The 12672-nt window shown below is 73.4% G+C and carries 15 protein-coding genes; 1 reads left to right on the top strand and 14 read right to left on the bottom strand.

The window, feature by feature from the left end:
- Positions 1-175 precede the first annotated feature (175 nt).
- The 10 genes from VK611_06100 to VK611_06055 all read right to left on the bottom strand — a co-directional run bounded on the left by VK611_06100 (position 176) and on the right by VK611_06055 (position 7466).
- The gene (locus tag VK611_06100; protein HMG40881.1) at positions 176-1099 is read right to left on the bottom strand and encodes a tyrosine recombinase; all 924 of its coding nucleotides are present in this window, start codon (positions 1097-1099) and stop codon (positions 176-178) included.
- Between the two features lie 37 nt (positions 1100-1136).
- On the bottom strand, positions 1137-1688 hold the full coding sequence (locus tag VK611_06095; protein HMG40880.1) for an NUDIX hydrolase: 552 nt from the start codon (positions 1686-1688) through the stop codon (positions 1137-1139).
- Entirely contained in the window at positions 1685-3382 is a 1698-nt protein-coding gene (locus tag VK611_06090) for a CTP synthase (protein ID HMG40879.1), read from the bottom strand. Before VK611_06090 ends, VK611_06095 begins: the two co-directional genes overlap by 4 nt.
- Before the next feature lie 74 nt (positions 3383-3456).
- A complete protein-coding gene (locus VK611_06085; protein ID HMG40878.1) occupies positions 3457-4557 on the bottom strand; it encodes an alcohol dehydrogenase catalytic domain-containing protein in 1101 nt (366 codons plus the stop codon).
- 27 nt (positions 4558-4584) lie between these two features.
- Complete coding sequence (locus tag VK611_06080; protein HMG40877.1) at positions 4585-4977, bottom strand: hypothetical protein; 393 nt, start codon at positions 4975-4977, stop codon at positions 4585-4587.
- Positions 4978-5044: 67 nt separating this feature from the next.
- A complete protein-coding gene (locus VK611_06075) occupies positions 5045-5302 on the bottom strand; it encodes a hypothetical protein (protein HMG40876.1) in 258 nt (85 codons plus the stop codon).
- Entirely contained in the window at positions 5302-5571 is a 270-nt protein-coding gene (locus VK611_06070; protein ID HMG40875.1) for a hypothetical protein, read from the bottom strand. Before VK611_06070 ends, VK611_06075 begins: the two co-directional genes overlap by 1 nt.
- A gap of 78 nt (positions 5572-5649) precedes the next feature.
- Positions 5650-5910 (bottom strand): hypothetical protein, encoded by a 261-nt coding sequence (locus tag VK611_06065; GenBank protein HMG40874.1) that lies wholly within the window; start codon positions 5908-5910, stop codon positions 5650-5652.
- A gap of 65 nt (positions 5911-5975) precedes the next feature.
- Complete coding sequence (locus VK611_06060; GenBank protein HMG40873.1) at positions 5976-6818, bottom strand: hypothetical protein; 843 nt, start codon at positions 6816-6818, stop codon at positions 5976-5978.
- Between the two features lie 30 nt (positions 6819-6848).
- Complete coding sequence (locus VK611_06055) at positions 6849-7466, bottom strand: hemerythrin domain-containing protein (GenBank protein ID HMG40872.1); 618 nt, start codon at positions 7464-7466, stop codon at positions 6849-6851.
- A 90-nt stretch (positions 7467-7556) separates the two neighbouring features.
- On the opposite strand from VK611_06055, the gene VK611_06050 reads away from it, so the two are divergent.
- Positions 7557-8033, top strand: coding sequence for a MarR family winged helix-turn-helix transcriptional regulator (locus VK611_06050; protein HMG40871.1), 477 nt, complete (start codon positions 7557-7559; stop codon positions 8031-8033).
- Here the strand turns inward: VK611_06050 and VK611_06045 are convergent.
- From VK611_06045 to VK611_06030, 4 genes are all read right to left on the bottom strand, one after another.
- On the bottom strand, positions 7946-8878 hold the full coding sequence (locus tag VK611_06045; protein HMG40870.1) for a hypothetical protein: 933 nt from the start codon (positions 8876-8878) through the stop codon (positions 7946-7948). The two genes, VK611_06050 and VK611_06045, sit on opposite strands and share 88 nt — an antisense overlap.
- The gene (locus VK611_06040; protein HMG40869.1) at positions 8875-9339 is read right to left on the bottom strand and encodes a hypothetical protein; all 465 of its coding nucleotides are present in this window, start codon (positions 9337-9339) and stop codon (positions 8875-8877) included. The genes VK611_06045 and VK611_06040 overlap by 4 nt, the downstream gene beginning before the upstream one ends.
- Positions 9323-11626: a hypothetical protein gene (locus VK611_06035; protein ID HMG40868.1), complete on the bottom strand. Its 2304-nt coding sequence runs from the start codon at positions 11624-11626 to the stop codon at positions 9323-9325. The genes VK611_06040 and VK611_06035 overlap by 17 nt, the downstream gene beginning before the upstream one ends.
- Positions 11623-12672, bottom strand: a 1050-nt coding sequence (locus VK611_06030; GenBank protein HMG40867.1) for a hypothetical protein, incomplete at its 5' end; no start/stop codon positions are given. The genes VK611_06035 and VK611_06030, both read right to left, overlap by 4 nt.

The raw sequence follows: 12672 nt of genomic DNA, 5'->3' as shown, positions 1-12672 counted from the left end.
AACAGGCCTCTGAGCAGGGCAGATGCGTCCGACCGGCAATGACGGGACGGCCACGTCGCGACTTCCGGCGAGACACGCCGAGTAGCGAGCCACTCTCGCTGCGAACCGACGGACACCCCGAAACTTCGACACAGATGGCGTTATAGCCACCACTTCTGTCGAGATTTCGGGTGGGTCACAGCGTCGCCCGGGGGTGGGCGGCCCGGTAGGCGGCGAAGAGCCGCTCGGTCGACACCTTCGTGTACACCTGGGTGGTGGCGATCGAGGCGTGGCCCAGCATCGTCTGGACGGTGCGGATGTCGGCGCCGTGGTCGAGCATGTGGGTGGCGCAGGAGTGGCGCAGGACGTGGGGGGTCAGCCGGTCGCCGAGTCCGACCACGTCGCCGTAGCGCTTCACGACCAACCAGGCGCCCTGGCGGGTCAGCCGGCCGCCCCGCTGGTTGAGGAACACGGCCTCGGCGTCGCCCCGCCGGCGCCACTGCTTCGGCTCGAGCGCGCCCCGCCCGGACGGCGCCAGCCAGTGGGCCAACGCCGCGGCCGCGTGCCGGCCGATGGGCACGATCCGCTCCTTCGACCCCTTGCCGAACGCCCGCAGCAGCCGCGACTCCAGGTCGACCGCCCCCAGCGACAGCCCCACCAGCTCCGAGATCCGCACCCCCGTGCCGTAGAGGGTCTCCAGCACGGCCCGGTCGCGGCGGGCGACCGGCTCGTCGCCGACCACCGCGTCGAGCAGCGACATCACCTCCGCCTCGTCGAGTGCCTTGGGGAGACCCGCCGGCACCCCGGGGACGGCGACGTCGGCCCCGGGATCGACCGCCAGCCGCTCCTCCTCCACCAGGAACCGGTACAGCGACCGGATCACCACCACCGCCCGCTTCACCGTCCCCGGCGCCAGGCCCGACGCCCGCAGGTGGGCGATGTAGCGCTCGACCGTCGCCTCGTCGACCTCACCCAGCTCGGCACCCGGGCCCAGCCAGTCCCAGAAGCGGTGGATGTCGCGGCGGTAGGCCTCGAGGGTCGATCGGGCGCGGCCCTTCTCGGCGGCCAGCCACGACAGCCACTCCTCCACGTCGAGCGGGAGGAGCGCCGGCTCGTCCACCAGTCCCACCGGATCCACCGGCCCCACCCGGCCCGGCTCAGCCCCGGCGGGCGACGAGCAGCAGGCCGATGACGGTCTTGCTGTCGGTGATCCGCCCGTCGTCCACCATCGCCAGCGCCGTCGCCAGCGGCAGGCGGTCGACCAGCATGTGCTGCTCCTCGGGCCCCTGCCGATCGTGCGGCACCGGCTGCAGGCCGGTCGCCAGGAACACCTCGACGGTCTCGTCAGAGCAGCCCGGCGAGTTGTGGAACGTCAGCAGGTGCTGGAGCTCGCCGGCCGCCAGCCCCGCCTCCTCCACCAGCTCGCGCCGGGCGGTCTCGGCGGTCGGCTCGCCGTCGACGTCGCGCAGGCCCGCCGGCAGCTCCCACATGTCGGAGTCGGTGGACACCCGGTACTGGCGCACCAGCGTGACCGTGCCGTCGTCGTGCAGCGGCAGCGCCGCCACCGCACCCGGGTGGTGCAGCACCTCGCGCTCCAGCCGCTCGCCCTCCGGCGACTCGACGGTCACCTCGGCCACCCTCAGCAGCCGCTTGCCCTGCCAGACGGTGCGGTCCTCGACGACCGTGAACCCCGAGCGCGCCTCCGTCACTGGACGGCCCGGAGCGGCTCCGGCTCCGTGTCGGTCGGCTCGACGCCGGCCGGCGTGACCGACTCGTCGTCGACCGGGAACAGGTGCGGCCGGCGCCCCTCGGCCCGGTTGAGCGCCGCCGCCACGAACTCGCGGAACAGCGGGGCCGGGCGGTTCGGGCGGCTCTTGAACTCCGGGTGTGCCTGCGTGCCCACCCAGAACGGGTGGTTGCGCAGCTCGATGAACTCGACCAGCCGCCCGTCGGGCGACTCGCCGGAGCACACGAAGTCGGTCTCGTCGAAGCGGGCCCGGTAGCGGGGGTTGAACTCGTAGCGGTGCCGGTGCCGCTCCGACACCACCGTCTTCTCGTAGGCCTGCGCCACCTGCGAGCCGGGGATCAGCTCGGCGACGCACGCGCCCAGGCGCATCGTGCCGCCCATGTCGGTGACGTCGCGCTGGCTGTCCATCAGGTCGATCACCGGATGCGGCGTCGACGCGTCCATCTCGGTGGAGTTGGCGCCGGCCAGGCCCAGCACGTTGCGGGCGTACTCGATGGTCATCATCTGCAGCCCCAGGCACAGGCCCAGGCAGGGGATGTCGTGCTCGCGGGTGTAGGTGGCCGCCGCGATCTTGCCCTCGGTGCCCCGCTCGCCGAAGCCGCCGGGGATCACCACGCCGTCGAGGTCGTGCATGCGGCCGTCGGCCAGCAGGCCCTCGACCTCCTCGGCCTGGATCCACTCGACCTCGATGCGGGTGCCGTGGTGGAAGCCGCCGTGGCGGAGCGACTCGACCACCGACAGGTAGGCGTCGGGCAGGCTCACGTACTTGCCGATGATCCCGACCCGCACGCTGCGGGTGGCGGCGTCGACCCGGGCGACCAGCCGCTCCCACTCGGTGAGGTCGGCGGGCTTGGCCTCCAGCGCCAGCAGGTCGCACACCTCGGCGTCGAAGCCCTCGTCGTGGAGCGTCAGCGGCACCTCGTAGAGGTTGCTGGCGTCGGCCGCGTTGACCACCGCCGCCACCGGCACGTCGCACAGGCGGGAGATCTTCTGCTTCAGCGCGTCGGACAGTGGCCGCTCGCTGCGGCAGACGATGATGTCGGGCTGGATGCCCCGGGCCCGCAGCTCGGTGACCGAGTGCTGGGTGGGCTTGGTCTTCTGCTCGCCCGACGGGCCGATGAACGGCACCAGCGTGACGTGCACGTAGCAGACGTTGGCCCGGCCCACGTCGAGGCGGAACTGCCGGATCGCCTCGAGGAACGGGAGGATCTCGATGTCGCCGACCGTGCCGCCGATCTCGGTGATCACCACGTCGACGTCGTCGCGGTCGAGGCGGGTGATGCGCCGCTTGATCTCGTCGGTGATGTGGGGGATCACCTGGACGGTCTTGCCCAGGTAGTCGCCCCGACGCTCGGCCGCGAGCACCGCCGAGTAGATGGAGCCGGTGGTGGCGTTGGACGCCCGCGACAACGGCTCGTCGATGAAGCGCTCGTAGTGCCCGAGGTCCAGATCGGCCTCGCCACCGTCGTCGGTGACGAACACCTCCCCGTGCTCGAACGGGTTCATGGTGCCCGGGTCGACGTTGATGTAAGGGTCGAGCTTCTGCATCGTGACCCGCAGGCCGCGGGACTTCAGCAGACGACCCAGAGAGGACGCGGTGATGCCTTTGCCGAGGGAACTGGCGACGCCCCCCGTGACGAAGATGTGCTTGGCCACGGGACCCCAGCCTACCGCCACCACCCCTCGCGGCCGTGGATCCCCCCGTGCTTTCTCGGCTATCGGCCGCTGTGTCAACCGATGCGGAGCGTGGTGCGCACGCCCTTGTGGTCGCGCAGGTTGGCGATGGCGTCGTCGACGTGGTCGAGGTCGAAGCGGTCGGTGACCATGCCGGCGAGGTCGAGCTGTCCGGTCCGGGCGAACTCCAGGTACCGCGGGATGTCACGCTGGGCGTTCACCGAGCCGAGCGCACAGCCCACCAGCCGCTTCTCGGCGATCCCGAACGCGGCCGCGATGGCGATGTGGATGCCCTGGTCGATCGGTGGGGCCCCGATCACCACCGTCGTGCCGCCGTTGCGGGTGGCCTTGATGCCGGTCTCCGCCAGCACGCCGATGCCGGCCGCCTCGAAGGCGTAGTCGACGCCGATGCCGCCGGTCAGCTCCCGGCAGTGCGCGGCCACGTCGGTGGCCCCGGGGTCGACGACGTGGGTGGCGCCGAAGCCGAGCGCGCCCTCGCGGCGCTCCGCCACCGGGTCGGCCACGACGATCTTCGACGCCCCGGCGATGCGGGCCCCTTGCGTCACGGCGATGCCGATGCCGCCGGCGCCCGTGATCAGCACGGTCGCTCCCGCCTCGACCGCCACGGTGTTGAGCACCGCGCCGACGCCGGTCAGCACCGCGCAGCCGACCACGCAGGCGTCACCGAGGTCGACGTCGTCGGGCACCTTGACCGCCGCCTCCTGGGGCACGACCGTGTACTCGCCCCAACCGCCCACACCGACACCCCGGTACACGGTCGAGCCGTCCCGGGAGAACGGGCTGGTGCCGTCGGCCCGGGTGGCGGTGTAGAGCGACCTCGAGAACTTGGCGCACAGCGTGGGCTGGTCGCGCACGCAGAAGTAGCAGCGGCCGCAGTTGGGCAGCGGGCACAGCACCACCTTGTCGCCGGGCCGCAGGTCGGTCACCGCCGAGCCCACGGCCTCCACGATCCCGCCCACCTCGTGGCCCAGGATCGACGGGACCACGGCCGGGATGGCGCCGTCGATCATGCTGAGGTCGGAGTGGCAGACCCCGCAGTCGGTCACCTTCACCAGCACCTCGGTGGCGCGTGGCTCCCCGACGTCGACGTCGTCGATCTTCAGGGAGCCGACGCTCTCCAGCACTGCAGCCCGCATGTTGTGTTCCCCCGTGGTGTGGTCGGTCTACGGACGCCGGGCGACCCGCGTCGCCCACACGATCAGCGGGAGCTGCAGCGGGAGGCGGCACAGGGCGACCAGGCGGAAGCGGTCGACGGGCATGTCGGCGGCCTGGTGCTCTGTGCCGGCGTCGAGCGCCATCTGCACGTTGGCGGGGAACACCGCCACCAGCAGCGCCGCGGTCAGCCAGCCCCCGGTGCGGGCGGTGCGCCGGTCGAGCAGCAGCGCCCCGCACACCAGCTCGGCCGCACCGCTGACGAGGACCACCCGGCGGGCGTCGCCCAGCCAGCGGGGCACGATCTTGTCGTAGTACTGCGGGGCGACGAAGTGCGTCACCCCGGCCCCCAGCATAAGCAGCGCCAGCCCCAGCCGGCCGCCGGTACCCCCACGTCGCTCCATAGCCCCCGAGACTACGTTCTGTCTTCGCTCAGCCCGGCATAGCCGGCTGAGCGAAGACAGAACGGGTTTAGAGCTGGGGCTGGGTCTGGTACCAGTCGAGGATCGCCTGCGTGACCTGCTCCTGGGTCATGGTGGTGCCACCGGCGCTGACGACGGCGTCGCCGATCTTGTCGACCGGCTGCGCCACCGTGCCGACCAGGTCGGTCACCAGGCTCCTCGGCGTGAGCGCGTCGGCCGGCGGCTCGGCCGCCGACGCGGCACCGGCGCTCGCCGTCAGCGCGAGCACGCCGACGGCTGCTCCCACGATCAGTCGGGCGGCGCGCATCAGCTGATGCCCAGGAGCTGCTCGGCGGTCCCGATCACCAGCCCGAGGGGCGACTGCATCTGCCGCAGCTCGAAGTGCTTCACCACCGCGGCCGGCGGCGCGGTCTCCACCGGTGCCGCGTTGGCGGCGGTGGCCCCACCGGCCACGACGCCGCCGGCGATCGCCAGCGCGGCGACGATGGCCGAGCGGGGCCTGGTGATCCCTCTCGATCGTGCGACCGGCGACGACGACGCCTCACGCCCGTCGCCCGTGTCCTTGCTCTCTTCCACTTCGTTCCTCTTCCGGCCCGCCTTGTGCGAACAGTCGACGGCGCGCCGACACAACGTCGGCCGGCGCGCCGTCGGGGACTACATCCCGCCCATCACCGAGGCGGCCGTGCTGCCGAGGAGCTCGGCAACGGTCGTGGCGGCGAGCTCGCCCACGGTCTGGCCGGCGGTCATGCCGACGTCCGCAACCTTGGCACCGACCCCACCCATGTCGCTGGCCGGCATCTCGGGGAGCTCCGGCAACGAAGGCATCTCGGGGACCTGCGCACCAGCAGCCGCAGGCAGTGCGAGCACCGCGAGGGACACGCCGACGGCCGCCAGACTCGCTCGAACCTTGTTCATCTATCTCTCCTGGATCGTGCCGCGCCAGCCGCGGACCGTAGCACCATCCGTGACCCCGACCGCACCTAGGGTGACTGGCGGCCCAACCGGTCGAGCGCCCGCAGCGGCGGAACGGCGTCGATCACCTTGCTGAACGAGACGACCTCGCTCACCAGGTTCAGGCACAGGACGCCGACCAGGACCACCGTGCGGACCCAGGGAGCGCAGGTCAGCACCACGCCGAGGCCGAGGACGGCGCCGAGGACGTTGGCGCCGGCGTCGCCCAGCATGAGGCGCTCCCGGAGGTCGGGGACGAGGAGGCCGGCGGCAGCACCGAGCGCGAGGGCCACGCCGGTCAGCTCCGGTTCGAGGCCCACGGTCACCACGAGCACCAGGCCCGCCAGGAGGCTGACCTTCACGACGCGGCCCGGCCGGCGGTCGAAGAGGTTGGCGAGGTTGGCGGCCAGGGCGACGAGGGCCCCGTCGGCCAGCAGGCGCCACACGCTGCCGTCGGCGAACGGCGCCGCGGCGACGACACCCAGGGCGGCGCCGCCGAACAGCTTGGCGCCGCCGGTCGTCAGGCGACCACGAGCGAGCTCGGTGAGGTGGCCCCGGAAGCCGCCGCTCTGGCCGACGCCGCCCAGGTCGTCGAGCAGGCCGAGCAGGGCGAAGCCGACCGCCACGGGAACGGCGGCCGCCAGTCCCGCGGGGATCGCCGGGTCGAGGTCCCACCCGGCCGCGTCGGCGACCGCCACGACCGCCGCCCCGGCCACCACCACGAGCGCCGCGACGACCCCGACGGCGGTGGGCAACGTCCGCTGCCGGAAGTTCTCCCGGGTGAACACCTCGGCGCCGAACGCCGGCTCGAGCGCCTTCCACCCCACCACCGCACCCAGGACCCCTGCGACGAACGCAACCACGACAGCCATAGCCCGCCGACGGTACTGCGCCGCGGGTGGTCAGACGGCGGAGGGAACGGGGCCGGTGCGGTAGGCCGACTGCCACTCCGGGAACGACGACCGCCAGTCGGCCGGCATGGCGGCCAGGAGCGCGGTGACGACGTCGGGAGCGAGGTCGTCGGCGAGCCAGGGCAGGGTGAACGCCGGGTTCTGCGGCCCGCCGCCCGGCGCGGGGCCGTCGGCGAGCGTGCCGCGCTCCATCACCGGGACGAGGTGCTCCTCCTCCAGGTCGAGGTGCCGGCCGAGGACGGTGGCCAGGTGGGCGACGAGGTCGGCGCAGGCAGCGGCCCCCGCCGGGAGGGCGGCGCAGGCCGCGTCGACCCGGACCAGGAGGTCGTCGAGCGAGTGGTGGTCGGCGGCGAGCTGCTCGACGACCCCGGCCAGCTCGGGCGCCTCGGCGAGCACCTGGGGGAACAGCAGGGCGTCCTCCTGGTCGTGGTGGAAGACGAGGATCTCCCGGTACTGGTCCCAGTGCCGCGCGACCCGGGGGAGGTCGGTCGCCGCCCGCAGCGCGACCGGGAACCGGTGGGCATCGCGCCGCAGAGCATGGTGGATGGCCAGGAACAGGGTCACCGGCGTGGGCCGGCCGTCGGGATCGAGGGTGGGGAGCGTCGTCATGCGAAGTACCTCCTGTGCGTTTCGCATCCATATGCCTATCGCAATTGATTGCGAATCGCACACTCCCTGGTTGGGTACGGTGTCCCACCGATGAGCAAGCCCCTCTCCCCCGACGACCCGACCGTCGCCGCGGTGGAACGGGCCATGGTCGGGGTGCGGCGGTCGCAGACCCGCCGGGCGCTCTGGCCGCCGATGCTGCGGGCGGTCGAGGAGCGCCTCGGGATCGAGCTCGACTCCGGCGCCGCGGCGGTGGTCGACGCCGTCGAGGAACCGACGTCGGACGGCGCGGACGTCACCGTCGGGCTCGTCGCCGAACGCCTCGGGCTCGACGCCTCACGCGCCAGCCGGCTCGTCGCGAGCGCGGTCGCCACCGGGCTCGTGCGGCGGGAGGCCTCCCAGGAGGACGGCCGCCGCATCCACCTCACGCTCACCGAGCTCGGTCAGCGGGTGTTCGAGGTGGAGCAGGACGTCCGCCGCGCTCACATGGCGGAGGGCATGGAGGGCTGGTCGGCCGACGAACGTCGCACCTTCGCCGAGCTGTTCACCCGGTTCGTCGAGAAGCGCTGAGCGACGGCCGGCCAGTCGACCAGCACCAGCGGCACGGTGATCGCCCAGGCCCAGTAGTCGAGGCCCAGCAGGAACCACGTGCCGACGTGCAGCACCGCCGCCGCCAGGGCGTAGAGCACCTGGACACGGCGCACCACCAGCACCACGGGGAACGTCAGCTCGATGCCGAGGATGAACCCCGCCGACACCCGGGCCGCCCACACGTGCTCCCCCACCCAGCGGGCCAGGTCGCCCCACGCCGGCGACCCGATGCTCGGCCCCCACAGCATCACGTAGCGCATGTTGTCGCCCAGCACCCACTCGGGCCCGGAGCGCCGCAGCTTGTGGTAGCCGGCGAGGAAGTAGACGAGGACGATGATCACCGTCGCCACCCGGATCGGCCAGCCCCACGCCGACCGGGGCTCCCGCGACCGCCACGCATCCTTCAGCCGGGCGGCCGCACCCCCGACCGGGGCGAGCAGGAACGGCGCCGACGCCCACAGCAGCAGCAGGTCGTTGTGCAGCACCTTGCCCCGGCTCCCCCGCAGCCCGGCCAGCACCAGGTAGCAGACCCAGGCGACGGCGAACGTCACCCGGGGGCTGCGGCGCCAGGCGGCCGCGAGGGCGGCCACGGTCCCCACCACCTGGAGGGCGACGAACACCCACACCGGCGGCATCCGCTCGACCCAGAACAGCAGCGGCACCGGGTCGACCAGCGCCCGCGGCGTGTCGGCCAGCTGCCGGTACGACCCCAGGGCGACCCGCGCCCCGATCAGCAGCGACAGCCCGACGTGCACGACCACCAGCCGGGCGGCCGTCTCGGGGCCCCACAGGGTGTCGTCGAGCCAGCGGCGGAAGCGGGTCACGACGCCTGCTCCCCTCGCCGGGGCGTGCAGGTCGCCTCCACCTCCGGGTCGTGGGTCAGGACCCACTCGCCGTCCCGCTCGACCAACCTCTGGGCGTCCTCGGCGATCTGCACCTCGACCGTGTCGGGGCGGACCTTCACGACCGCGTCGGCCAGCGCCCGGCACACGGACCGCCGGTGCGCCTCCGACGAGCCGGGGAGGTCGGCCATCGGCCACTCGGCATGGCGGTAGCCCAGCGGCAGCTCCTCCAGGCTGACGATCCGCGCCTCGCCCGAGCCGTCGACCGCCTGCACCACCCAGCGGTTCTGGCTCTCGTCCCGCAGCGCCGAGAACAGCCGCCAGCCCGTGAGCGGCCACGTGTCGAAGCCGACCACGCCCGGCACCAGCAGCAGGGCGAACAGCACCGCCACGAACCAGCGGGCGGTGCGCGGGACCTCGGTGACGTCAGTCGGCGTCGCCATCGTCCACCACCAGGGGTTGGCCCGGCTCCAGCACCAGGCACACCAGCGAGGCCGTCATGACCATCAGCGTCACGCCTCCCACGATCGCGCCCGAGTCGTTCACCAGGCTGCCCAGCACCGCCGCCACCGCCGCTGCCACCAGACCGACGTGCAGCGTCGGGATCCGGGCCCGCACCGCCTCCAGCGGCCGCCCCGAGTACCGGACGAGGAACACCAGGAACGCCACCGCCACCGGGATCGCCGCGATCCAGAACGACGTGGTCGACACCCGCAGGTTGGCCAGCAGCTTGCGCTCGACGATCGACAGCAGCGGCTCCAGTCCCTCGTTGCCGATCCGCTCGAACAGGCGGCCCAGGTGCGCCCGCTCGTCGGCCGGCCGGGCCAGGTCGACGAAGCCGAACACGGTCACCGCGGCGACGGTGGCCAGGCTGGCGATCACCAGGTTCCTGACGTTCACGCCCCGCCGCCACAGCAGCCCCGCGAACACCAGGATCGTGGGCGTGAAGGCGATGATGCCACCCACGTCGGACCCCCAGATCGGGAGGCCGATCACCACCAGCACCGCCCCCAGCAGCGCCAGGGACTGCCAGCGGGTGCGCCGCTCCGGCGGGAGCGCGGCCACGAACGCCGCCAGCAGGCACGCCGCCGCCGCCACCTGCCCGAACGAGTAGTTGCTGATGCCGTAGAGCCGCGAGTTGCCGGTCGGCGAGTAGCCGAACGCAGCGCTGAGGCTCAGGCGCGACCCGGTCATCACGTCGCCCAGCAGCACCCCCATCACCAGCAGCAGCATCGCCACCAGCGCCAGCCGGGGCCGGCCCAACCGGGTCGCGACGACGGTCGCCGCCGTCGCCACCAGCACGGCGCCGGTCACGATGAACGCCCAGTAGAACCCGCTGCCCCACTCCTCCAGCGGGAACGCCCGGGCCAGGTACGAGAACGGCAGCAGCGCCAGGTCGACCAGCGCCAGCCACCACACCACCCGGCGGGCCCGACCCGTGCTGCGCCGCGACACCAGCACCGCCGCGGCGCCGCACGTGATCGCCAGCAGCAACACCACCACCAGCGTGGTCGGGAACAGGGTCTGCTCCCGGAAGCGCGATGCCGCGTTGAGCGTCACCAGCCGGTCGACCTTCTGCTCGTAGGTGTCGCCGGAGCCGACCAGCTCGGCGGGGCGGCCCTCCATGTCGACCGGCCGGCCCACGTCGAGGCGCTGCAGCACGGTCGGGGCGAGGTCGACCAGGGTGAGGAAGCCCGACCGCTGGGTCGACGCCGACCGCAGGTAGCCGGGCGCCCGGCCCGGCAGGTGCAGGCCGGCGATCGTGAGGTCGCGGTCGTTGGACAGGTTGTAGGGGGCCGCGGTCAGCACCGCATCGCGGTCGAGGTCGACCTCCTCCAGCAGCCGGGCGACCAGCCGGTCGGTGTCGGCCAGGGCGTCGGCCCACAGGTCGTCGAAGCGGGCCTTGTCGACCCGGTCGCGGTAGCGAAGAGTGCGGGCCAGGTCGGAGGCCTCGACCACCACCAGCCCACCGTTCTGGCCGGCCGGTGCCGCCCAGGCGCTGCGGAACGCCGCGGCCACGGCGTCGATGTCGAGCCGCCGGCCGAAGGGGCTAGAGGGATCGTCGACCAGCAGCCCGGTGCCGAGGCTGCCGGCCGGGATCACACCGTCGCTCGTCACCACCGCCAGGCCGACCTGGCGCTCGTAGGAGGGACCGATCGTGTCGGTGCCGTCGGCGTTGCCGATCGCGACCGCCCCGAGCCCCGCCTCCTGCAGGGAGTCGCCCAGCGCCCCCAGCACGGCGTCGTAGGGCTCCCGGTCGTTGGCCTTCACCAGCGCCGGCCACGCCAGCGCCACGTACTCGCCGTCGGGGCGGGTGCCGGTGCGGCGGTGGAAGATCTCCCCGGCGGTCGAGCCGCCCGACTCCTCGCCGGTCGCCAGCTGCTGGCCGTCGACCGAGGGCTCCGAGATCCCGCGGGTGCCGGCCGAGATCGTGAGGTAGGCGGCGCCCGGCAACGCCCGGGGGTTCACGCCACGGGGGGCGAGGTCGGCCAGCGACGAGTCGGCCAGCAGCCCTTCGAGCGCCGGCAGGTCGTGCTCGTCGAGGTCGCGCCAGGTCACCCCGGGGAGCGACAGCAGGAGGAGCTTCTCGGGCTGGGGCGGCTCGTCGTCACTGCCCCGGGTGCCCTCGGTGCCCGGCGCCTCCTGCGCCCCCGCCGCCGGCGCCAGCCCCAGCAGCACGACGCCGACCAGCAACGCTCCTGCCGCACCGCGCCATCTCTTCGAGGTCATCTCGCTCCCTCCGCCGATCCTGTCCACCGGATGCCACCGGGCGTCGCCCGGAGGACCTGGAGCACCACGACCGGCACCACCACGAGCAGCATCGTCGCCGGCACCGCGATCGAGGAGTCGTTGGCCACCAGGCCCACCACCGCCAGCACCACCAGCCCACCGGCGCCGGCCACCCACGGCCCGGTGCGGCGGGGTGCCTCCGGTCCGGCGCGCCCCAGCGCCACCAGCACCACGTACAACGCCGTCACCACGATCACCCCCAGCACCGCCCCCCACGCCGCCAGCTCGGCGCCGCCGAAGCTGGCCTGCCAGCGCCGGGTCAGCGTGTCGGCGAACGCCGACCACCGGCCCGCCACCAGGTGCTGCGCCAGGCGCGCCAGGTGGGTCTGCGACTGCGACGGGCGGGCCGCGTCGACGAAGGCGAACCCCAGCAGCACGCCGGCGGTCACCGCCACCAGGATGCACAGGTCGCGGCTGGTCACCCGGCGGTCGGCCAGCAGCAGCGCGGTCACCCCGAAGGCCGGCACCATCGACGTGACGCCGCCCACGTCGGCGCCCAGCATCGGCAGCCCCTCCAGCACGATCGCCGCCACCAGCAGGGCGTAGGCGACGCGCAGCCCGGGCCGGCCGGCGCGGTCGACGATCAGCACGGCCAGCATGATCGTGGCCGAGCCGAACAGGGCGAACGCCAGGTTGCCCAGGCCGGTGAACCGCCCGGCCACGGCCACCGAGTAGCCGAACGCCGTGTTGAGCTGCAGCGGCGCGCCCAGCAGCACGTCCACGGTCACCATCCCGACGGTGAACCCGACACCCACGAGCGCCCCGATGCCGCGCCGCCGCCGGTCCGCCAGCCAGGCGACCACCCCGATGCCCAGCGCCAGCACGGCGACGCCCATCAGGTACGGGATCGTGCGCTCCCCCACCAGGCCGATCTGGCCCACCAGGAACGTCGCCGGGATCACCCCCAGCGCCACGTAGGCCAGGCCGGCCAGCAGCCGGGGCGCCTGGGCGCCCAGCCAGCGCCGCTGCCAGGTCGCCAAACCGAG

It is taken from the genome of Acidimicrobiales bacterium (assembly GCA_035316325.1).
Classification (GTDB): domain Bacteria; phylum Actinomycetota; class Acidimicrobiia; order Acidimicrobiales; family VFJN01; genus DASXTK01.
Note: the sequence above shows the minus strand (reverse complement) of the source record. Positions and strands in the feature narration are given on the sequence as shown.

Coding starts and splice junctions, on each gene's coding strand:
- VK611_06085 (HMG40878.1), bottom strand. CDS start 4,557: ATGCGGGCTGCAGTGCTGGAGAGCGTCGGCTCCCTGAAGATCGACGAC.
- VK611_06080 (HMG40877.1), bottom strand. CDS start 4,977: ATGGAGCGACGTGGGGGTACCGGCGGCCGGCTGGGGCTGGCGCTGCTT.
- VK611_06075 (HMG40876.1), bottom strand. CDS start 5,302: ATGCGCGCCGCCCGACTGATCGTGGGAGCAGCCGTCGGCGTGCTCGCG.
- VK611_06065 (HMG40874.1), bottom strand. CDS start 5,910: ATGAACAAGGTTCGAGCGAGTCTGGCGGCCGTCGGCGTGTCCCTCGCG.
- VK611_06060 (HMG40873.1), bottom strand. CDS start 6,818: ATGGCTGTCGTGGTTGCGTTCGTCGCAGGGGTCCTGGGTGCGGTGGTG.
- VK611_06055 (HMG40872.1), bottom strand. CDS start 7,466: ATGACGACGCTCCCCACCCTCGATCCCGACGGCCGGCCCACGCCGGTG.
- VK611_06050 (HMG40871.1), top strand. CDS start 7,557: ATGAGCAAGCCCCTCTCCCCCGACGACCCGACCGTCGCCGCGGTGGAA.
- VK611_06040 (HMG40869.1), bottom strand. CDS start 9,339: ATGGCGACGCCGACTGACGTCACCGAGGTCCCGCGCACCGCCCGCTGG.
- VK611_06035 (HMG40868.1), bottom strand. CDS start 11,626: ATGACCTCGAAGAGATGGCGCGGTGCGGCAGGAGCGTTGCTGGTCGGC.